At 43.0% G+C, this 21,200-nt stretch carries 15 protein-coding genes and 1 tRNA gene; 7 read left to right on the forward strand and 9 right to left on the reverse strand.

All coding sequences use genetic code 11. From position 1 onward, the window contains the following. Positions 1 to 8: 8 nt before the first annotated feature. Positions 9 to 293 (forward strand): flagellar alpha dynein, encoded by a 285-nt coding sequence (locus P2A85_RS28860; RefSeq protein WP_371116034.1) that lies wholly within the window; start codon positions 9 to 11, stop codon positions 291 to 293. A 66-nt stretch (positions 294 to 359) separates the two neighbouring features. On the opposite strand, the gene P2A85_RS28865 is transcribed toward P2A85_RS28860, so the two are convergent. Then, positions 360 to 432: transfer RNA gene (locus P2A85_RS28865), tRNA-Arg, on the reverse strand. 442 nt (positions 433 to 874) lie between these two features. Between P2A85_RS28865 and P2A85_RS28870 the strand changes: the two genes are divergently transcribed. The 4 genes from P2A85_RS28870 (at position 875) to P2A85_RS28885 (ending at position 8,286) form a co-directional block, all read left to right on the forward strand. Next, positions 875 to 3,748, forward strand: coding sequence for an ATP-binding protein (locus tag P2A85_RS28870; protein ID WP_377476891.1), 2,874 nt, complete (start codon positions 875 to 877; stop codon positions 3,746 to 3,748). Then, positions 3,741 to 5,174 (forward strand): response regulator, encoded by a 1,434-nt coding sequence (locus tag P2A85_RS28875; protein WP_377476892.1) that lies wholly within the window; start codon positions 3,741 to 3,743, stop codon positions 5,172 to 5,174. The genes P2A85_RS28870 and P2A85_RS28875 overlap by 8 nt, the downstream gene beginning before the upstream one ends. A gap of 113 nt (positions 5,175 to 5,287) precedes the next feature. Then, positions 5,288 to 5,683, forward strand: coding sequence for a response regulator (locus P2A85_RS28880; RefSeq protein ID WP_340519438.1), 396 nt, complete (start codon positions 5,288 to 5,290; stop codon positions 5,681 to 5,683). Beyond that, positions 5,680 to 8,286, forward strand: a complete 2,607-nt coding sequence (locus P2A85_RS28885) for a PAS domain S-box protein (protein ID WP_377476893.1) — start codon at positions 5,680 to 5,682, stop codon at positions 8,284 to 8,286. The genes P2A85_RS28880 and P2A85_RS28885 overlap by 4 nt, the downstream gene beginning before the upstream one ends. A gap of 22 nt (positions 8,287 to 8,308) precedes the next feature. On the opposite strand, the gene P2A85_RS28890 is transcribed toward P2A85_RS28885, so the two are convergent. The 3 genes from P2A85_RS28890 to tkt all read right to left on the reverse strand — a co-directional run bounded on the left by P2A85_RS28890 (position 8,309) and on the right by tkt (position 13,289). Beyond that, entirely contained in the window at positions 8,309 to 9,397 is a 1,089-nt protein-coding gene (locus P2A85_RS28890) for a response regulator (protein ID WP_377476894.1), read from the reverse strand. 91 nt (positions 9,398 to 9,488) lie between these two features. Further along, a complete protein-coding gene (locus P2A85_RS28895) occupies positions 9,489 to 10,997 on the reverse strand; it encodes an ATP-binding protein (protein ID WP_377476895.1) in 1,509 nt (502 codons plus the stop codon). A gap of 276 nt (positions 10,998 to 11,273) precedes the next feature. Then, on the reverse strand, positions 11,274 to 13,289 hold the full coding sequence (gene tkt / locus P2A85_RS28900; RefSeq protein WP_377476896.1) for a transketolase: 2,016 nt from the start codon (positions 13,287 to 13,289) through the stop codon (positions 11,274 to 11,276). A gap of 457 nt (positions 13,290 to 13,746) precedes the next feature. On the opposite strand from tkt, the gene lysS reads away from it, so the two are divergent. Next, positions 13,747 to 15,300 carry a lysine--tRNA ligase gene (lysS, locus tag P2A85_RS28905; protein ID WP_377476897.1) on the forward strand — a complete coding sequence of 518 codons (1,554 nt, stop codon included), beginning with the start codon at positions 13,747 to 13,749 and terminating at the stop codon, positions 15,298 to 15,300. 605 nt (positions 15,301 to 15,905) lie between these two features. On the opposite strand, the gene P2A85_RS28910 is transcribed toward lysS, so the two are convergent. The 5 genes from P2A85_RS28910 to P2A85_RS28930 all read right to left on the reverse strand — a co-directional run bounded on the left by P2A85_RS28910 (position 15,906) and on the right by P2A85_RS28930 (position 20,828). After that, positions 15,906 to 16,505, reverse strand: coding sequence for a TerD family protein (locus tag P2A85_RS28910; protein WP_377476898.1), 600 nt, complete (start codon positions 16,503 to 16,505; stop codon positions 15,906 to 15,908). 74 nt (positions 16,506 to 16,579) lie between these two features. Further along, entirely contained in the window at positions 16,580 to 18,124 is a 1,545-nt protein-coding gene (locus P2A85_RS28915; protein WP_377476899.1) for a TerD family protein, read from the reverse strand. Between the two features lie 99 nt (positions 18,125 to 18,223). Beyond that, positions 18,224 to 18,796, reverse strand: a complete 573-nt coding sequence (locus tag P2A85_RS28920) for a TerD family protein (protein ID WP_341732175.1) — start codon at positions 18,794 to 18,796, stop codon at positions 18,224 to 18,226. A 192-nt stretch (positions 18,797 to 18,988) separates the two neighbouring features. After that, positions 18,989 to 19,522 carry a peptide deformylase gene (def, locus tag P2A85_RS28925; protein WP_377476900.1) on the reverse strand — a complete coding sequence of 178 codons (534 nt, stop codon included), beginning with the start codon at positions 19,520 to 19,522 and terminating at the stop codon, positions 18,989 to 18,991. A 67-nt stretch (positions 19,523 to 19,589) separates the two neighbouring features. After that, complete coding sequence (locus P2A85_RS28930; RefSeq protein ID WP_377476901.1) at positions 19,590 to 20,828, reverse strand: HhoA/HhoB/HtrA family serine endopeptidase; 1,239 nt, start codon at positions 20,826 to 20,828, stop codon at positions 19,590 to 19,592. 181 nt (positions 20,829 to 21,009) lie between these two features. Between P2A85_RS28930 and P2A85_RS28935 the strand changes: the two genes are divergently transcribed. Further along, positions 21,010 to 21,177: a hypothetical protein gene (locus tag P2A85_RS28935; RefSeq protein WP_377476902.1), complete on the forward strand. Its 168-nt coding sequence runs from the start codon at positions 21,010 to 21,012 to the stop codon at positions 21,175 to 21,177. Positions 21,178 to 21,200: the final 23 nt, after the last annotated feature.

Below are 21,200 nucleotides of genomic sequence, written 5' to 3' on the forward strand. Positions count from 1 at the left end.
GGCAGGAATTGAAAGCGGCCAACAGGCAACTTGCAGAATGGGACAAAGAGCTCAATCAGTTACACGAGCGCAACGGCGATTTGGGGCTGAAGGTTCAGATGTTGGAGCAAGAACTCAAGGAAGCACGGCTCTCATGTCAGGAAAATAAAAACTCAGCTCCGGCAGTCGCAGAATTTCCCGATGCCGCCGATCTACTCAACCAGTTGAAAACCAGACGCAAAAAGTCCGGGGCAAACTTGGCGGATATAGAGGTGGTTTTGGAGATACTTGAAACCGACAGGAGCGAAATTTGAGCGGAAAATAGGACTATCGGTAATAAAATTAACCTAAAACCCTTGGCGTACAAAAGACATACAAAATGAGCACGGAGGGATTTGAACCCCCGACCCTCAGGACCGGAACCTGATGCTCTATCCACTGAGCTACGTGCCCTCAACTTTTTTGACTATATCACGTCTTGCCGAAAATAGCTAGTCCGATCGCAAATTCGGTCCCTAGCCTCCACATCCCTTAACAATCAAGCAATTACCTCCGAGTCGCCCGGATTCGTGCCCACGCACGCTGACTGACTAAACTAAATCTACCATTCCCCATCCACTAGACTCAACTAGCCCTTAAATAAAGTGTCTGGGGCATTTCTCTTAGTCACCCACTAAAAAATATGCCTAAATTGTCAAAATCATAGGACAATTGATACAATAACAGCCGATAACATCGCCAATACTAGATTTAAATTCGATCGGGGGTTGAGCATCTACCGCAGCGAATAACCACAAAACAATTACCTATAGCTAATTGCTCGTTGATGGCGCTGCTGTTAAGACAGATTGTACCAGGACTGTCCTAGATTAAGTTCACCAAACCTCTCAAACTTATGGTTTTTAAACTTTTAGAGAAACTTCCCCTGCGAACTGTACTGATAGTTCCCTTTGTACTGCAAATAGTCGGAGCCGTGGGACTCGTAGGATATCTTTCTTTTAGAAACGGACAAAAAGCAGTTAATAACTTAGCTAGTCAGTTGATGAGCGAAGTTAGTGCTCGCGTCGAGCAAAACCTCCAAATTTACGTCGCCACGCCCCATCAAATTAACCAAAGCAAGCTGGATGCAGTCAAACTGGGGCTGTTAAACATGGAAGATTTATCAGCTTGGGAGAAATACCTTTGGCGGCAAGTACAATTATATCCTTATATCAACTTTACATCCATTGGCAATAAAAATGGAGAATATAGAACCGGAGAAAAACTGTCCAATGGCTCCCTGATGATTAATATGTCAGGGGTATCTACTGGGCTTGACTTTTATTCTTACAATACTAACAATACAGGCGATCGCACTACAGTTGCTACTGTTGTCAAGTCTTTCGATATTCGCCAACATCCTTCCTACCAAAATGCGGCTAACGCAGGCCAACCCACTTGGAGCTCAGTTTACATTTCGTTTTTGGAACCGACATTAATTATCAGCGCTCTGCAACCAGTCTACGAAAAAGACCAACTGGAAGGAGTATTAATTACTGCCTTGCGCCTCGACCACATTGGTCAATTTTTAAACAGTCTCAAAATTGGGAAATCGGGACAGGCATTTATCATGGAAAGAAACGGCACGCTGCTGGCCACTTCCACTTCCGAAAAACCTTTCCGTACCAGAGGGAATAAAAAAGAACTGTTTAAAGCTGAAGAAAGTGTTGATCCTGCGACTCAAGCTACGGCAAAATATGTAGCAGCTCATTTTAGAGAATTAAAAACAATTCAAAATTCCTCTACTTTGAATTTTCAAATAGAAGGGAAACAACAATTTGTGAAATTCTTACCATTCCAAGATGGCAAAGGTTTAGACTGGCTAATTGTGGTAGTGGTTCCCGAAGCTGATTTCACCGCCGAAATAGATGCCAATACCCGCATGACGATTTGGTTATGTTTGGCTGCTTTGGGAGTAGCTGTAATTATTGGAATTTTAACTTCTCGATGGGTGACAAATCCTATTTGGCGCTTAAATACAGCAGCCAAAAACCTTGCCAAAGGTGAATGGAATCAAACAGTAGAAATTCAACGTAAAGACGAATTGGGAGAATTAGGCAAAGCATTTAACAGCATGGCTCAACAACTGCAACATTCTTTTGAAAATCTCGAAAATAGAGTGGAAGAACGGACGGCAGAATTAGCTGTAGCTAAAGACAAAGCTGAAGTCGCAAATCAAGCTAAAAGTGCCTTTTTGGCTAACATGAGTCACGAATTGCGATCGCCTCTCAATGCAATTCTCGGCTTTTCCCAACTCATGACTCGCAGCCAAACTCTATCGCGAGAAGACCAAGAAAATATGAACATAATTAGCAGCAGTGGAGAACACCTGCTCACCCTAATTAACAACGTTCTAGATTTATCCAAAATTGAAGCGGGACGCACTACCCTCAATCCCAAAAAAATAGACATTTATCGCCTGCTGTGCGATGTCGAAGATATGTTTCAATTAAAAGCAGATGACAAAAAATTGCAGTTAATTTTTGACCGCAGTCCCGATGTACCACAATACGTGGAAACTGACGAATTAAAATTGCGACAAGTCTTAATTAATCTGCTTAACAACGCTCTCAAATTTACTGATGAGGGTGGTGTATCGGTTAAAATTAGCAAGCAGGCAGAATTGGAAAGTTATCCGATATTAGAAGACTCAAAAAAAATCAAAACTCACCAAAGTAAAGATGTTCAAGATGCGGAATTAAGTTTGTATAAAAATCCTAATTTTGCCTCACCAATTCTCCTTGATGATTCAATCTCTGCCCCGGATTCAGTCCCCGTTAATTCTTCTTTGTTTCTGCATTTTGAAGTAGAAGATACAGGGAAGGGTATTTCCCAGGAAGAATTAGATCATCTTTTTGAACCTTTTGTGCAAACACAAACAGGGAAAGACTCCCAAGAGGGTACAGGATTAGGTTTGCCAATTAGTCGCAAGTTTGTTGAATTAATGGGTGGTGAAATGAGTGTCAGTTCCTCGGTGGGAAAAGGCACAGTTTTTCAGTTTGATATTCAAGTTATTGTGGTCGAACGGGCTGAAGTTGACAGCAAAAAATTAACTAGCCACGTGATTGCCTTGGAACCCAACCAACACCCCTATCGAATTTTGATAGTAGACGATAAACCGCTCAATCGCCAACTATTAATTAAAATCCTGAATCCTCTGGGATTTCAATTGAAAGAAGCCATAAATGGTCAAGAAGCCATTGAAATTTGGGACAGTTGGGAACCGCATTTAATTTGGATGGATATGAGAATGCCTGTGATGGATGGTTACGAAGCAACCAAACACATAAAAGGCACTGTCAAAGGTCAAGCTACTGCCATTATTGCACTCACTGCTAGTGTTTTGGAGGAGGAACGGGCAGTGATTTTGTCAGCGGGTTGCGACGCCTTTATGCGGAAACCTTTCCGGGAAGCCGAGATTTTTGATGCGATGCACAAACATATTGGAGTACGCTATATTTATGAAAATACAAAGGAAGTTAATGTGCTGAAAAAAAAGAATCGGGATTTTGAGATACTTACTGTGGATGCTTTCAACGGATTACCCCAGCAATTAGTAGCTGAGTTAAAGCTGGCCATACTCAATATAGATCTCGATTTAATAGATAGCTCGATCGCCCAAATTAGTTTACAGAATCCTTTACTGGCCAGTGCGATCGCAAATTGTATAGAGAATTTTGACTACGATCGAGTGTTGAATTTAATTTCTGAAACAAAATACCATGAATAACGACACGAATACTAACAACGGTAATATTTTAGTAGTAGATGATACACCAGCTAATTTGCGCCTGTTAGCGGGAATTTTGAATGGAAAGGGCTATAAAGTCCGCCCGGTCCCTAATGGCGAATTGGCACTTTCTGCCGCTAGGGGAATGCCTCCAGATTTGATTTTGCTGGATATTATGATGCCGGAAATGAATGGTTATGAAGTCTGTCAAAAAATAAAAGCAGATGAACGTACTCGCGACATTCCGGTCATTTTTATTAGCGCCATTAACGATGTGCTAGATAAAGTAAAAGCTTTTGCTGTAGGTGGTGTAGATTATATTACTAAACCTTTTCAAGTTGAAGAGGTGTTGGTGAGAGTGGAAACTCATCTGGCGATGTGTCAGTTGCAAAATAAACTCAAACAAAAAAATGAAGAATTAACAGTTGCTTTAGCACAATTAAAAGCCACTCAAAATCACTTGGTACAGTCGGAAAAAATGGCCGCGCTGGGACAACTGATTGCTGGGATTGCTCACGAAATCAATACGCCCCTAGGTGCGATTCGCTCGTCTATTGGCAACATTAACAATTTTTTAGATAATAATCTAGAAAGTTTGCCAGTTTTTTTTAAAGAACTTTCCGTCGAACGCCAGCAAGATTTTGTGAATTTAATGCACAATTCCAGCCAACAAGATTACTCTTTATCGACGCGAGAAAAACGAGAATTCAAAAGAGGCGTGAAGCAGCAGCTAGAGTTCCAAGAGATTGGTAATGCGGACAGTCTTGCCGGTATGTTAGTCAATCTAGGGTTGCAGACAGATTTACAATCGTTTTTGTCGCTGTTAAAAGACCCCGATAGCGAAAAGATTCTCAAGACAGCTTATGAGTTTTCTAGTATTCAGAGAAGTGCTAAAACTATCGCCACCGCTACCGAACGTGCAGCAAAAGTCGTGTTTGCGTTGAAAAGTTATGCGCGTTACGACTTTAATGGAGAAAAATTAGAGGTGAATATTGCTGAGGGAATAGAAACTGTATTAACTCTTTATCAGAATCAACTCAAACACGGTGTCGAAGTCATCAAAAACTATCAAGCCGGAGTGTCAGCGGTATGGTGTTATCCTGACGAACTCCATCAAGTTTGGACAAATTTAGTGCATAATTCTTTACAGGCGATGGACGATAAAGGAATTTTAATAATTGATATAGTACATGAAAATAACTGGGTAAAAATTAGTATTACTGATAGTGGTAAAGGAATTCCGCCTGAAGTATTACCCAAAATATTTGAGCCGTTCTTTACTACTAAATCTATGGGCGAAGGCAGCGGTTTAGGATTGGATATTGTGCGAAAAATAATTGAAAAACATCAGGGTAAAATAGATGTGGAATCGAGGCCTGCTAAAACTACATTTACAGTCTCTTTGCCGATAAATTTACCGGAGTAGGTAAGTCAGTTATTCGAGGGAAGTAAGCCCCTGTGAGATTGTATAATTGTGCAATCTTGCTTGCCGCTAGCGATAAATCAATCAGAATACTAAACTACAATAGAAAAATCACCATGGTTAAACCAGCTATTCTGTGTGTAGACGATGAAATATCCGTACTAGAAAGTCTGGAAATAGAACTGCAACAGGCTTTTAACGGACATTATCTCTACGAATTTGCTGAAAGTGCGGCCGAAGCACTGGAGATTATTGCAGAGTTATGTCAAGATGAGGTAAATATCCTGGTGATTGTCTCTGATTGGTTAATGCCTGGAATGAAAGGAGATCAGTTGCTGATCGAGATTCATCAAAAATATCCAAAAATTGTGACTGTGATGCTGACTGGACAAGCTGACAAAGATGCCATTGAACGTACCAAAAATCAAGCAAACGTCCATGCTTTATTAGCAAAACCTTGGAACCATCAAGAATTAATTGAAGCGATTAAGTCTGGTATAGGAAGATTATGAAAAAACCAGTCATTGTTTGTGTAGATGACGAGCCGACTATACTAAATAGTCTGGAAATAGATTTGCTCAAAGCCTTTGAAGATAAATATTTAATTGAAACGGCAGAAAGCGGTGAAGAAGCCTTAGAGTTACTGTCACAATTACTGGCAGATAACTATGAAGTTCCTTTGATTATTTGCGATCAGATTATGCCGAATATGAAAGGAGACGAACTACTAAGAAACGTTCATGCTATATCTCCGAAATCTCTGAATATTATGCTGACTGGACAAGCTGATTTGGAAGCAGTTACTAATGCTATTAACTATGCCAAATTATATCGTTATATCGCTAAGCCTTGGCAGCCTGACGATTTGAAACTAACAGTGACAGAGGCTATATATAAATATTTTCAAGAGAAACAACTTGCGGAAAAACAAGTAGAACTTCAGGAGATGAATCAGGAATTAGCAAAATTAAGTCGCAAGCAGGCAAGGTTAATTGCTACACTCCACGAAAACGAAAGTCGCTTGAGGCAATATTTGGAAGCGATGCCGTTGGGTGTGTGCGTGCTGGATGCCAGCGGTCAATCTTTTTATGCAAATCAGAAAGCGCGGGAGATATTTGGCAAAGGAACTGTGCCGCATATTAATTCTGAGCAAAAAGCAGCTATTTATCAATTTTATAAATCTGGAACTAATGAGAGATGTCCTGTAGAAGAATTGCCCATTATGCGCGCGCTTAGAGGCGAAAATGTGCGGACGGAAAGTGTAGAAATTCGTGCTGGGAATAAAATTATTCCCATTGAAAGTTGGGCGACTCCAATTTATGATTCTCTAGGGGAAATTTCTGATGGGATTATCGCTTTTACTGATATTACGGAACGGAAGAAAGCGGAAGCTGCGTTAATTCAAGCTGAGGAGAAGTATCGCAGCATATTTGAAAATGCTCTAGAAGGTATTTTTCAGACTACGACAGACGGACATTTTATTAGTGCTAATCCGGCTCTGGCTCAAATCTATGGCTATGATTCGCCAGCAGAATTGATAGCAAGTGTTAATGATATTGAGCACCAATTGTATGTAATGCCGAATCGCCGTCAAGAGTTTCTGAATTTGATGAAAAACCACGGTACTCTATCTGAGTTTGAGTCTCAGGTTTACTGCAAAGATGGTAGGATTATTTGGATTTCTGAGTATGCACGCACTATTTTTGATGGGAATGGTGAAGTGCTTTACTACCAGGGTTTTGCGGAGGATATTACTTTGCGAAAAGAGGTAGAAATGGAACGGCTCAGGTTTACCAATGATTTGGAAAAAGCTTTAGTAGCAGAAGAAAAGTTAAATGAGGAACTGTCAGAAAGTGAAAATCGGCTGACTCAATTACTGGAAGCGATGCCGGTGGGAATATTTGTCGTAGATGCTAATGGAAAACCTTGTTACATGAATTCTGCCGGTACAAAGATATTTGGTCAAGGTTTAGTTTGCGATGTTATTCCTGATAAGTTACCAGAAGTTTATCAAGCTTATTGTGCGAGAACTAATCAATTATATCCTATGGATCGCCAACCGGTGATTCGGGCCCTGCGAGGAGAAGTTGTGCGTGTTGATGATGCGGAAATTCACCGCCCGGATCGGATTGTGCCGATCGAGGTTTGGGCGACACCAATTTACGACGAAGGAAAAAATATAGTCTATGCGATCGCAGCATTTCAAGATATCACAGAACGTCAATGTGTAGAAAAAGAGCGCCGTCAATTCACAGACGACTTAGAAAAAGCCCTAGCAGCAGAAGAAAAATTAACCGATGCTTACGGGCGATTTGTCCCACACGAATTTCTGTATTTTCTGGGATATGAAAGTATTTTAGAGGTGAAATTAGGGGATCAGGTACAAAAAGAAATGTCGGTGCTATTTTCAGATATTCGTGATTTCACAACACTGTCTGAAACTATGAATCCCGAAGAAAATTTTAAATTTATTAATGCTTATTTATCGCGGATGGAACCCGTAATTACTGATAATTATGGCTTTATTGATAAATATATTGGTGATGCGATTATGGCATTGTTTGATGGTAGTGCAGACCATGCTGTGAAAGCTGGAATTGTCATGCTAGAGCAACTAAATGAATACAATACTACTCGCACTCAACCCGATCGCCAGCCGCTACAAATTGGCATTGGCATCAATACAGGTTCTTTAATGTTGGGGACTGTTGGGGGGCAAAATCGGATGGATAGTACGGTGATTAGTGATGCAGTGAATTTAGCCTCCCGCATTGAAAATTTGACGAAAGAATACGGAGTATCGATGTTAATTACTCACCATACTTTTATCCAGTTGGAAGAAGTTTATGATTTGAGGTTTGTCGATCGCGTCAAAGTTAAAGGTAAATCGCTACCGATCGCAGTTTATGAAGTATTTGAGGCGGATGGGCCGGAGTCGCGACAGAAAAAGTTAGAGACAAAACCCATCTTTGAAAAAGCTTTGGTATATTATCATAGCAACAGGTTTGTAGAAGCTAGAGAATTATTGTCTGCCTGTCTGCAACACCATCCTACAGATAGTGTAGCTCAAATTTATATGAAGCGGTGTGTCAAACTAGCGATCGCCACTGTGTGACTAAAGAAAGGCTATATTCTATTTAAACGGGCAGACACACAGAGACTATGGTTGATTGATTGGGGGAACTTTCTATTTTTAAGTTTCCGCCATGTAATTCTGTAATGCGTTTTGCAATTGCCAAACCTAATCCCAAACCTGCTTGCTGGTAAAGTTGGCGCTCGAATTGCAGATAAGCTTCGATTTGTGAAATTTGCTCGGCCGTCATACCGCGTCCTTGGTCTTTCACCGACAGAATAAAGCTCTGATTTTCCACCCAAACACTCACAAAAACTGGTGTTCCTTCTTCAGAAAATTTGAAGGCATTGTCCAGGAGTTCTTCAAGAACTTTTGTCAGCTTAATAGAATCTATTGCTACCGATGAATTTTGCAAGCTTAATTTTAAATCGTCTATTCTATTAGCCAGCTTTGCTTGCTGCCGCGCTTTTTCCGATAGCAAAGATTCTACGCAGCTAAATTGACTGTTTCGCATCTCCTTAATTAATTCTGGATTGGTTGCTGCTATTTCCAGCTCTGTATATAGCAAAAAATTCTGAATTAGTCGGTACAAGCGATGGCCAGAACTTTGGATATGACCGATCATTTCTAAGATATCCGATTCCTCAAAAACCTTATATTCAGACAATATTAGTTCGGAAAAACCGAGAATTGCATTCAAAGGAGTACGCAATTCGTGAGGTAGGGACGTACTAATATTGGAACGTAAATCGTCAAGTTTTTTTTGGGATTGACTGCTAATTGCTTTGTGTTTTTCCAGTCTAATAGCAATAGCTTTTAGCAATTCTTGGGGCGTACAAGGTTTGGTGATGTAATCATCGGCTCCGAGTTCCATCCCTAGGCGAATGTCTGTTTTTTCAGCTTTTGCTGTGAGAAAAATAAACGGAATTGTTGCAGTTAAAGGCTCAGATCGCAATGCTTTGAGGACACCTTGACCGTCAATTTCTGGCATCATCATGTCGCACAAAATTAAGTCCGGCATCTGTTCGATCGCCATTTCGATACCGACTTGACCGTTAGCAGCTCCTAGGGATACAAAATTCTCGGCTTCTAGCAAGTCTAAAATATTTTCTCTAATCGCTGCTTCGTCTTCAATTACCAAAATTTTTGCCATAGTTATTTCTCCGCTGATTGATTGTAGTTACTTTTTTAATTGATTCTGTTTTTTAATTGTGTGTTGGTTGAGTCTTTTTTCCAGGAATTAATTAGCTATTTTTGTCGGAATTATAACTTAAAGGTATGGTGATTTTAAAATTTGTCCCTTTGCCTTTCTGACTGTGCATGACTATCTGACCACCGTGGAGTTCTACAGCTCTTTTTACAATTGCTAAACCGAGACCTGTTCCCGAAATAGTGCCGACATTTGTGGCGCGGTAAAATGTTTCCCAAATTCGCTTTTGGTCGGATTGGGGAATCCCGATACCTCGGTCTTGAATTTGAAAAATTACCTCTTTATTTTGAGTTGTTATGTGTAAATCAACTGAGGTTCCGGCTGGGGAATACTTGAGGGCATTTGAGAGTAAATTTCCCAATATTTGCCTCAGTAGTTTTTCATCCATTTCAGCTTTGGTGTTGTCGCCGGAGACTATCAAGGCGATGGGGTGTTGGTTGCTATCATTTAGTTTTTGTTCTTCTATAATCTGAATGGAGAATTTTTCTAGGTTTAAGGAAACTGGTTTAAACTGTAGTGTATTGGCTTCGATTTTACCTACTACTAGGATATCTTCTAATAATTCTGTCATGCGTTGAATCGCTAATTGAATCCGCGCAAAATGAGTGGATTTTTTCTCGCTCGACCAATTAGAACTGTAATCTTGCAGCAATCCAGCGGAAAATTGGATTGTTGTCAGGGGGGTGCGAAACTCATGGGAAACCATGCTCACAAATTTAGCTCTGAGCTCTGAAAGTTCCTTTTCTCGTGCGAGTGTTTTGATAATTTCGGCTGTCGCGAGCTTGCGATCGCTAATATCCCGTGCTTCAGCAATCAGCAGCAAAACTTGTCCTGTGTCATTTTTGACTGGCTTGAGGGAGAAATCAACGGTCACAATTTTCCCGCTGTTGCCTAATAAGTCAAGTTCGCTGCGAAAAAACTCACCTTGACTAGCTTTACTGATTCCTTCTTTTAATTGTGCTTTAGCATTGGGTGACTGTTGCCAAATCGGCTGTTCCCAAATCGGGTAGCCCACAATATTTTGCGATCGCATTCCTGTAAACTCCAGAGCTGTCTCGTTAACTTCCAGCACAATTCCATCGGGAGTCAGCAGCTTTGTGAGTTGAAATGAGGAGTCAAAAATCGCCCGAAAACGTCGCTCGCTTTCCCTGAGCATTTGAAAAGTTTGGGAACGTTCAATAGCGTAACGGATTGTGCGCACTAACAATTGAGTAGTAATTTGACCTTTGACTATGTAATCTTGAGCACCCAAGCGCACAGACTTGAGTCCAACGGCCTCATCATCCCAGCCTGTCATTACCACCATTGCCGTATCCGGGGCCACTTCTCGCAACCGAGTTAGGGTTCCCAAACCGTGGCTATCGGGCAAAGAAAGGTCAAGCAAAACTAGATCGAAAAATTGTGTGCTCAGATGTGAGATCGCCGAGTGTAGGAACTCAACGCACACCAGTTCCCACTCGACTCCTACAGATGCTTCTAACAATTCTGCAAGCAAATCAGCGTCAGTCGGATTGTCTTCTACCAACAGAATCTTAATCCACATAGCTTTGATGTTATTTATCCTCAGATTGCCACGGGGCAAATACGATCTTAAACTATTTTGCTTTACCCTTCTATTTCAATACTCCGGACAGTTTTTTTGGCCGCAACAGAAACCCGCATTCTACCGTTAAGATTTCACCTGCTGAGGAAGCTGGAACCCGCATTCTACCGTTGGTGATTGAAAACTGTCCGGACTATTGTTCCAGCTAAACCAGATTTATGCAAAAAAAAAGGGGCTGGCCATAAGCCCACCCCCAACTCAATTATGCTGTGGCTATTAGCCCAACAGCGCTTGAGCCTTAGCTACTACATTCTCAACGGTGTAGCCAAACTTTTCTAACACAACGGGGCCTGGTGCAGAAGCGCCGAAGGTGTCGATGCTGACGCTATCGCCTTCACCACCGACATAACGTCCCCAACCAAAGCTACAACCAGCTTCCACAGCCAAGCGCTTGGTAACAGTTGTTGGCAGTACGGATTCGCGGTAAGCTGCATCTTGTGCATCAAACAATTCCCAGCAAGGCATCGAAACTACGCGCACTTTATTGCCGGCGGCGCGCAATTTTTCGGCCGCATCAACGCAGAGGTATGTTTCGCCACCGGTGCCGATTAAAATGATGTCGGGAGTGCCACCGTCATCAGACAAAATGTAAGCGCCTTTGGCTGTTCCTTCCATCGAACTTCCGGCCAAGTTAGGCAAGTTTTGACGAGACAAAGCCATTAATGTTGGGACTTTCCGGTTTTCAATGGCTACTTTGTAAGCACCGGATGTTTCATTTCCATCAGCAGGGCGGATCACATACAAATCGGGAATCACGCGCAAAGAAGCGATGGTTTCTACTGGTTGGTGAGTCGGGCCATCTTCGCCCAAGGCTACGGAGTCGTGAGTCATTACATAAATGACACCAGCTTCCGAGAGTGCAGACAGGCGAATTGCGCCGCGCATATAGTCAGCAAATACTAAGAAGGTAGCGCAGTAAGGAATCAAACCGCCGTGGAGAAGCAAGCCGTTGGCGATCGCCCCCATGCCATGTTCCCGCACGCCAAACCGGAGGTTACGTCCTTCGTATTGACCTTTTTGGAAGTCTTTTTCGCCCTTGAGCAAAGTCATGTTAGAAGAAGCCAAATCAGCGGAACCGCCGATCAGTTCAGGTAACACAGCAGCCAAAGCATTCAAACATTTTCCAGAATGATTCCGACTCGAATCTGCCTTATCTTCTGGCTTGTATGTCGGCAAAACTTTGTCCCAACCTTCGGGAAGTTTGCCAGCAACAGTGCGCTCGTATTCTGCTGCTTCGGCGGGATATGCTGCTTTGTAAGCATCAAAAGTTTGCTGCCATTCTTGTTCGGCCTGTGCACCGCGATCGCACGCTTTGCGGAAGTGAGCCAAAGCATCATCAGGAATTACAAACGGCTCATATTCCCACTTCAAGAAATCGCGAGTTGCTTGCACTTCAGCGCCACCCAAAGCAGCACCGTGAGCACTATAACTATTGCGCTTGTTGGGAGAACCGTAACCAATAATTGTGCGGACTTTAATCATGGACGGTTTGTCCGTGACTTTCTTAGCTTCTTCGATAGCTTTGTGAACTGCTTCGAGGCTAGTATCTTGGTCTAGAGCGTCATTGTCTACAGTAATGACGTGCCAGTTGTAGGCTTCAAAACGCTTGCCGACATCTTCAGTAAAGGCTAAGTTTGTGTCACCTTCGATCGAAATGTGGTTGTCATCATAGAGGGCAATTAATTTGCCGAGTCCGAGGTGTCCGGCCAAAGAACAAGCTTCGCCAGAAATGCCTTCCATGTGGCAACCATCACCCATGATGACGTAGGTGTAGTGGTCAACAATTGTGTTGTCGGGCTTGTTAAATTTAGCTGCGAGGTGAGCTTCTGCCATTGCCAAACCGACGGCGTTAGCAATGCCTTGTCCGAGAGGGCCGGTGGTAACTTCTATGCCTTCGGTGACGAAGTTTTCGGGGTGTCCGGGGGTTTTGGACTCCCACTGACGAAATTGCTTGATGTCGTCGAGGCTGACGCTATCGTAGCCGGTCAAGTGCATGAGGGCGTACTGTAGCATACAGCCGTGGCCGGCGGAGAGGACGAAGCGATCGCGATTGAACCACTTGGGGTTTTTGGGGTTGAACCGCATAAACCGATCCCACAGCACAAAGGCCATAGGGGCAGCGCCCATCGGCAGTCCTGGATGGCCTGATTTTGCTTTTTCTACCGCATCGATGGCCAGAAAGCGGATAGAGTTGATGCAGAGTTCTTCGAGTGATTGGGTTGCAACAGCCATAATTGTGGTTTTGATGTTTATGGAGTGAGTGTGTGTGGTCGATTCTGGCAGAGGTGCGATGAGTCGAGTTCGATCGACGATCGTCTCTAGTGGTCAGATTCTGTGGAACTGCCGTGAGGCTGCACTACAGATCATCTCACCACTTGGACTCGATATACAACTTAATTTTTTAATATTTTGCCGTCTTTGTGCTCTTGAGTCTGGGCTGTTGACTATTGTCTGTTGACTGTTGACTCGTTACCCAACTCTGCCTGGGAATGAGAAAAAATCCCTCAAACCATTGCTATTACAGGATTTTTTAAGTTTGTTATTCCCTCTTCCTGAATTTCCCCCCTAGGGGGGGGCAGGGGGGGGTTCTTCTTCCTGGTTCCTGGTTCCTTCTTACTTCTTCCTTCTTGCTTCTTCCTTATTCCTTCTTCCTTCTGCTATATTTGCAATTTTAGTCAGGCAATAACGAATGACTCTCAGTGAAGCCGAAGTCCGCAGTCAAAAAGTAGACGAACTGCGATCGCAAGGCATAGAACCGTATCCCAGTCAATCCTACGCGCGATCGCACACAACCTTGCAAGTTCGCGAATTATTTAGTCAGCCGGGAAAAGAACTCCAAAATGGAGAAAGCGACCCCGAAGAAATTTCCCTGCGAGTAGGGGGCCGCATCACTTCCAAACGTGACAGTGGCAGCATTTGCTTCATCGATTTAAAAGACGCCACAGACAAAATTCAACTCAAAATCGAGAAAAAAATAGTCACAGGCGAAGTCGGTTTAAGCTTCAAGCAAATTCAAAAATTGCTCGATGTCGGCGATTTTGTTGGTGTCGAAGGCATCGGCTGTCGCACTCAAAAGGGAGAACTTTCGATTTCAGTGCGCCAATTCACGCTGTTATCAAAAGCTACTATCCAATTTCCCGACTCTTATTACGGAATTAACGACCCCGAAGTTTGCCGTCGCCACCGCGAAATGGATTTAGCTAGCAACCAAGATGCTTTCAACCGTTTCATGCTCCGCAGTCGCATCGTCTGGAACATCCGTTCCTATCTCTGGAAAGCCGATTTTCATGAAATAGAAACCCCGACCCTGCAAGCAATTTACGGTGGTGCTGCTGCTAAGCCCTTTGTCACTCACCACAATGCTTTGGATGTGGACTTGTATTTGCGAGTCGCTCCAGAACTGTTCCTGAAAAGAGCAATTTGTGGAGGTTTTGAGCGAGTATTTGAACTAGGAAAAGCTTTTAGAAATGAGGGGATTGATAGCACCCACAATCCTGAGTTTACCTCCATAGAAGTTTACCAAGCTTATGCAGATTACTTCGACATTTTAGCAGTGGTAGAAGATGTCATGTGTAGCGCTGCTCAGGCTGTACTTGGGGATGTCAAAGAAATTGAAAATCAGGGACAGATGATTAGTTTAGAACGCAAGTTCGACTACAGCGAAAAATATCCCAGTTTTAGCGGCCTGCACTGGGAAGTGAAAACGATGGTGGAAGCTGTCAGAGACGAGTTTGGGTTGGATTTTGATAGCTTGGATCTCGAAAGTGCGATCGCCTCTGCAACTAAACTAGAATTACACCTTTCTAAATTAGAACAACAGAGTTTAGGCTACGTGCTCTACGCTGTCTTTGACAAATTAGTTGTGCCAAAACTAATTCAGCCAACTTTCATCATTGACTTTCCCGTAGAAGTCAGTCCCCTCGCCAAAGGACATCGCAGCAAACCTGGATTTGTCGAGCGTTTTGAGTTATTTATCAACGGGATGGAATACTCGAACGGCTTCTCAGAATTGAACGATCCGAAAGAGCAAAGAAAGCGGTTTGAGGAACAATTAGCACAGAAAGATGCAGGGGATGATGAAGCGCATCCAATGGATGAAGACTTTATTCAAGCCTTATCTTTAGGAATGCCTAATTGTGCGGGTATGGGAATCGGTGTCGATAGATTGGTGATGCTTTTGACTAATACTCAAAGCATCCGCGATGCGGTGATGTTCCCGACAATGCGGCCTGTCAAAGATTGATTGGTAAATCTTGTACGGGCGGGTTTTACCAACAATATCTAACTCCAACAAACAATCTCTATAAACCCGCCCTAAAATCTTGTAGGGGCGGGTTTTACCAACAATATCTAACTCAAAAAACAATCTCTATAAACCCGCCCCCACCCACAAATTAGTAAATCTTGTAAGGGCGGGTTTTACCAACAATATCTAACTCAAAAAACAATCTCTATAAACCCGCCCCCACCCACAAATAACCTACATCAATTGATTTATCTTTGGCTGTGGGCGGGTTTATTTAAATCGTCAATTATTGGCTGATATTTTTGGTGAAACCCGCCCCTACAATTATGGGATTTACCGTTGGGTGTGGGCGGGTTTATTTAAATTATCCATTATTGGCTGATATTTTTGGTGAAACCCGCCCCTACAATTATCGGATTTATCTTTGGGTTGAGGCGGGTTTATTTAAATTATCCATTATTGGCTGATATTTTTGGTGAAACCCGCCCCTACAATTATCGGATTTATCTTTGGGTTGGGGCGGGTTTATTTAAATTATCCATTATTGGCTGATATTTTTGGTGAAACCCGCCCCTACAAGCCTAAATTTAACAGATTTGATTTCACCGCATAAACGAACCGACAACACCGTTCATATCCTCAGCCAAAGGATTTCCCATAGCCTTAAACTTCCACTCGCTACCTTCTCGATAAACTTCTCCCATTAACATATTTAATTTCCCCTCATAGGAAGGGTCATTTGACAAACGATAGCGAGCAATTTCTTTCCCAGTCGCATCCAAGGCTCTCACAAAAGCATTTTCTATCATGCCAAAATGCTGTTTTCTGTCCTTAGCATCATAAATATTCACTCCCAAAACTATTTTGTGATATTCTTGGGGTAAAGCATTCAATTTGACAACTATTTGTTCGTCGTCCCCATCTCCTGCCCCGGTGAGATTGTCGCCGGAGTGAACAACTGTTTTATCCTTTGATTCCAAATGACCGTAATAAATTACATCGTCTTTGTAGTTCTTTAATTTACCGTTTTCTCCTAATAAAAGAGCGTAGGAATCTAAGTCGAAATTCGCCCCGCTGCTTCTACCGAAAAGACCTTTGCTAGCTTTCGACACATCCCATCCCAAAGCCATTGTCAGCCTTGATAAATCGTATTCGCTTTTGCTGAGAATGATTGATTGTCCTTTGGTCAAATTGATAGCCATAGTTTTGTGATTTGGTTAAGGTAAAAGTCAAGTTTCAAGATTGTCAAGCAGGAGATTTGATTAGCCTTTGAGGGCTAACTATAGGGTAAGAGATTTTTGAGTCGTGCTGATTTTACCCAATTGGGATATTCTGTTGTCAGCAAATCGTATAATTCCTCGTCGGCAATACTTTCGGGGTCTTCTACACTGAAGAAATCGGCGTTGTCTAGGTGGCGATCGCCCATTTCATCAAGTTGCTCCAAAAATCTAAAATCGCTCGCTGTAGCCCTAGAAAACCAGCCGCCAACGCCCTTATTTTTGACATCTTTTTGCGATTTGCCGATCGCCATAAACTGCCAAAATAGAGCCTCATAAGATGACCATTGTAGCTGTTGTTTGGTTGCCGACTCGTCCGTAGTAGCTCCATCAGTGACAAACATCACATACACAGGCTTATCGGCGCTAATAGGTGCGTAGCGACTACCATCGCGAGAATCGTGAAAATAGAAACTTCTGATTTCCTGCATCACTCTACCATAATAAGTACCTCCTTCTAAAGGGTATCGCTTCAGTATATGATGGATGAAGTTGGGGAAATTGTCGATCGTCATTTCCCCCGCATAGTAAGAGTTGATACCAAACAAAAATATATCGATCGCTGCGTTGTCATCAAACCGACATCCCAAAGCCAAAATTTTCTCAGCCAAACGCTGAATTTTTCCCGCACTGTACAGCGAAGACATAGAGACAGAAATATCCAAGCACAGCGCTACCTTAGCATCATGATTGGTGAGATTTGCTTTCTGAAGGGAGATATCGGCCTTCTTAACTAGATTGAAAATGTGCGGCGCTTTTTCCTCCAGTTTTTTTTCTAAGACTATAGCTTTCTGACTTTTGTTACTCACTTGGGGAGTTGCTAATTCAGTTATTGCTAATTCTGGAATTTTTAATTCAGGAATCACTAATTCAGGAATTTTTAATTCAGTAGCTGCTAATTCATTTATTGCTAATTCTGGAGGAGTAAAAGCTGAATTGTTTAGGTTAGTTTCTGGTTGATTATCTTCCTGTTTAAGCTCGACATAATATTTATCTACAAAACTTTTCAAGCCAGCATTGTATCCTTGTCCGACAGCCTGAAACCTCCACTTTCCGTCTTTTTTATATAACCTGCCAAACTCGACTGCTGTCTCTCGTGAAAAATGCTCTTGGAGATTGTAGCAAGCAAGTTCGCTATGGGTTTCGGAATTGTAAAGTCTAATAAAACCATTGTGGATTTGGCTAAAGTTTTGATTTTTTGCCTGTGCTTCATGTATGGTGACGACAAAAATAATTTCTTGAATTGCTGGACTTATTTTATGCAAATCTACATTTATCGTCTCTTTGTCTCCTTGGTCTTTCCCAGTTTGGTGATTTCCTAAGAGGTGTACAGAGTCATCGAGGGAACGCAGATTATTGTAAAATACAAAATATCTTTCATGGGGAATTTTGCCATCTGCGCCCAACATAAATACAGAAACATCTATATCATAGTTGTCTCTGGTTGGATTCATTTGCCATCCGATGGCAAATGACACTTTTTGTAAATTAGGATTGGCTGGAAAAAGATTAAATCTTTCGCCCTTACTTAATTGAATTCCCATTAACTTTATCCTGTAATTAGTAGCATTTAAAATCAAGGGAAATATTCATGATTTTTCCGAATTTTCCCTTGATTTATTTAGCTGGATGCGATCGCCCTTTTATCCGGCATACTTGTCTACAAAGCTCTGCAAACCTGAATTGTAGCCTTGTCCAACAGCTTGGAACCTCCACTCGCCATCTTTCTTGTAAAGTCTGCCAAATTCCACCGCAGTCTCCCTAGAAAAATCCTCATCCAAATCGTACTTAGTGACTTCTGTGTTAGTAGTAGTGTCGTAAATTCTGATAAAAGCATTCCGCACTTGGCCGAAGTTTTGCCTCCTCGATTCCGCTTCGTGAATGGTGACAACAAACACAATTTCTTGCACCGCCGGATCGACTTTGGTTAAATCGACTGTCACTGTTTCATCATCGCCAAATCCTTCTCCGGTTCTGCTATCTCCCAGATGAACTACAGAAGTATCTGGTGACTCTTTGTTGTTGTAAAAAACAAAGTATTTTTCGCTGGGAATTTTAGCATTGGCACCTAACATAAACACGGAAGCATCTAAATCAAATGCTGCGCCGGTGTCGGTAGCGTTGGTATCCCATCCCAAACCAATCCCAGCACTTTTTAGCCCCGGTGCTTCTTTAGATAGATTGATTCTCCCGCCTTTTTCTAAGTTGATAGACATTTGCTCTCCTATTGACAATATCACTGCGGTTACTACTGACATCTTGCACCAATATCAATCAGGGGCTTTTTTGTGGGTGCGGGCGGGTTTATTTAACCTGTCTGCACCATGAGAAAACTTTTGGTGAACCCGCCCCTACAAGCTTTTGATTTGCGGGTGCAAGATCTCAGTTACTACCAATTATATCAAGTGTTATAGTAAGTTCACAAATTGCTTTTGGTACTCATCCTCGCTCATCAGTTCTGTGGTGCTTTCCACCCTGTCTAAAAACACGATGCCATCTAAATGGTCGTGTTCGTGCTGAAAAATCCTAGCCACAAAATCTGTCAATTCTTGTTGATGGAGTTTGCCATCTCTACTGGTGTATTCAATTTGAATCGATCGACTTCTCGGCACCAATCCCCGTATCCCCGGAATGCTCAAACAGCCTTCCCAGTCTTTGACTGTTTCTGTTGAACTTGCTAGAATTTGGGGATTGATCATGGCTGTGGGTTCCATGGTTGGTGCTTGGGGATACCGCAGATTGGGACGGGAGGCGACGACGAACAGCCGATCGCCCCTAGCGACTTGAGGGGCTGCAATCCCCACCCCGTGGGCGTGTTTTACTGTAGAGATTAAGTTGTCAATCAACTGTTGAATGCGATCGTCCTGAATATTCTCCACAAATTGCGATCGGTGGCGCAATACAGGATTTCCTAATTGTGAAATTGGTAAGATTTCTGTCATTGTTATTTGTTATTTGTTATTTGTTATTTGTTGTTGGTTATTTTCCTACTGTCAACTGTGAACAAAATTATCGAACTTTTTGCACGGGGAGACTGCCTGGTTTCACACTCAATTTGAGTATTTGGCCATTGCGATTAATCTCCATTTGCAAAATCCCACCAACCCTAGCATTTTGTACGAATTCCTGAACAGCTTCCGACTGAATAATCGGCTGATTGTTAATCTTTTGAATCACATCCCCAGCCCGCAAACCAGATGCAGCGGCGGGAGAAGCAGGCACCACACTAATAATAGCCACACCCCGATCGACTGTAACTCGAAGGCTGCTGTTACCGTTTTTATTAATTTGCTCCTTCACTTCAGGAGTTAGCGTCGCCATTTCAATGCCCAAATAAGCGTGTTCGACTTTGCCCGTCGCAATCAATTCCTTCGCAACTTCTTGAGCCGCCTTAATGGGAATTGCAAACCCCAATCCTTGAGCACCTTGAATAATCGCTGTATTCATGCCGATCACTTCCCCGGCAGAATTCAGCAGTGGGCCACCGGAATTCCCCGGATTAATCGCAGCGTCTGTTTGAATAAAACCGATCCGCTTGTCAGGTACGCCCACCTCGGTACTCGATCGCCCCGTAGCGCTAATAATCCCCGCTGTCACCGAATTGTCCAAACCCAAAGGATTACCGATCGCGATCGCCCATTCCCCAGACAGCAGTTTATCAGAATCGCCGATCGTCACCATAGGCACCTGATTCGCCTCAATCTTCACCACCGCCACATCCGTCACCCCATCAGCCCCCAACACGCGCCCCTGAAAACTGCGGCCGTCCCTGAGAGTTACAGTTACTGTATCAGCGCCGTCTACAACGTGAGCGTTAGTGAGAATCACGCCATCAGAACCGATGACAAAACCCGAACCAGTACCCCGTTCCACCCCGCCACGGCCGCCTGAATTCGGATCTAAGCCAAAAAAATCCTCCGGCGATATCCCTCGATTTCCCGCTTTCACCTTGCGGGAAGCATCGATCCGCACCACTGTCGGACCAACTTTTTGCACCGCAGCCACAATAAAATTGGCATTAGCGGGATTCCCCGACAGGGAATTCGGCGGCAAGACTTTGCCCGCTTGAGGCTTAGTATTCAGAGGGAGTTGTAATTTCGGTTCCAGCGTCCTTGGTGGTGTGCCAGAATTTGCAGGTAATCGGGAAGCCGTCAGACGATCGCCCAACATGGCGGCCCCAGCTCCCGTCACCAGCAGTAATATGTAGATTGCCGGTTGCTTCCAAAATTTGCCAGTAGAACTCTTCATCGCGACGTTTTTAGGGTTTTTTGCCAAATCAAAATATTTGCAGAGCTGATTCCCGATAGCTGTGAGCCTCCTGGTGGCCACAGAATTTTACAGAATTTTGGGGCGATCGGCAGACTCCATTAACTATACCGCCGGGAAGTCCCGTTCTATAATTGTACTCAATTTAGCGGTGGCATGAGAGATGCAAGCAAGCAACCCTACTACCCCAGAAGGTAAGATTTATCATGTCGATGTATTATTCAAGCATTTTGCAATCCTCCGGCCACAGACAATGTTGATCGATCGATCGACCTCCCAAATCGCTAATTCGATTAAACTGAGTTTTCCAGAACAAAAATTCAATCTCTAAATGCCTAGCAGCAAAGGTGAGCA

The organism is Microcoleus anatoxicus, assembly GCF_042465725.1.
Taxonomy (GTDB): domain Bacteria; phylum Cyanobacteriota; class Cyanobacteriia; order Cyanobacteriales; family Microcoleaceae; genus Microcoleus; species Microcoleus anatoxicus.

Coding starts and splice junctions, on each gene's coding strand:
- P2A85_RS28870 (WP_377476891.1), top strand. CDS start 875: ATGGTTTTTAAACTTTTAGAGAAACTTCCCCTGCGAACTGTACTGATA.
- P2A85_RS28875 (WP_377476892.1), top strand. CDS start 3,741: ATGAATAACGACACGAATACTAACAACGGTAATATTTTAGTAGTAGAT.
- P2A85_RS28880 (WP_340519438.1), top strand. CDS start 5,288: ATGGTTAAACCAGCTATTCTGTGTGTAGACGATGAAATATCCGTACTA.
- P2A85_RS28885 (WP_377476893.1), top strand. CDS start 5,680: ATGAAAAAACCAGTCATTGTTTGTGTAGATGACGAGCCGACTATACTA.
- P2A85_RS28890 (WP_377476894.1), bottom strand. CDS start 9,397: ATGGCAAAAATTTTGGTAATTGAAGACGAAGCAGCGATTAGAGAAAAT.
- P2A85_RS28895 (WP_377476895.1), bottom strand. CDS start 10,997: ATGTGGATTAAGATTCTGTTGGTAGAAGACAATCCGACTGACGCTGAT.
- tkt (WP_377476896.1), bottom strand. CDS start 13,289: ATGGCTGTTGCAACCCAATCACTCGAAGAACTCTGCATCAACTCTATC.
- lysS (WP_377476897.1), top strand. CDS start 13,747: ATGACTCTCAGTGAAGCCGAAGTCCGCAGTCAAAAAGTAGACGAACTG.
- P2A85_RS28910 (WP_377476898.1), bottom strand. CDS start 16,505: ATGGCTATCAATTTGACCAAAGGACAATCAATCATTCTCAGCAAAAGC.
- P2A85_RS28915 (WP_377476899.1), bottom strand. CDS start 18,124: ATGGGAATTCAATTAAGTAAGGGCGAAAGATTTAATCTTTTTCCAGCC.
- P2A85_RS28920 (WP_341732175.1), bottom strand. CDS start 18,796: ATGTCTATCAACTTAGAAAAAGGCGGGAGAATCAATCTATCTAAAGAA.
- def (WP_377476900.1), bottom strand. CDS start 19,522: ATGACAGAAATCTTACCAATTTCACAATTAGGAAATCCTGTATTGCGC.
- P2A85_RS28930 (WP_377476901.1), bottom strand. CDS start 20,828: ATGAAGAGTTCTACTGGCAAATTTTGGAAGCAACCGGCAATCTACATA.
- P2A85_RS28935 (WP_377476902.1), top strand. CDS start 21,010: ATGCAAGCAAGCAACCCTACTACCCCAGAAGGTAAGATTTATCATGTC.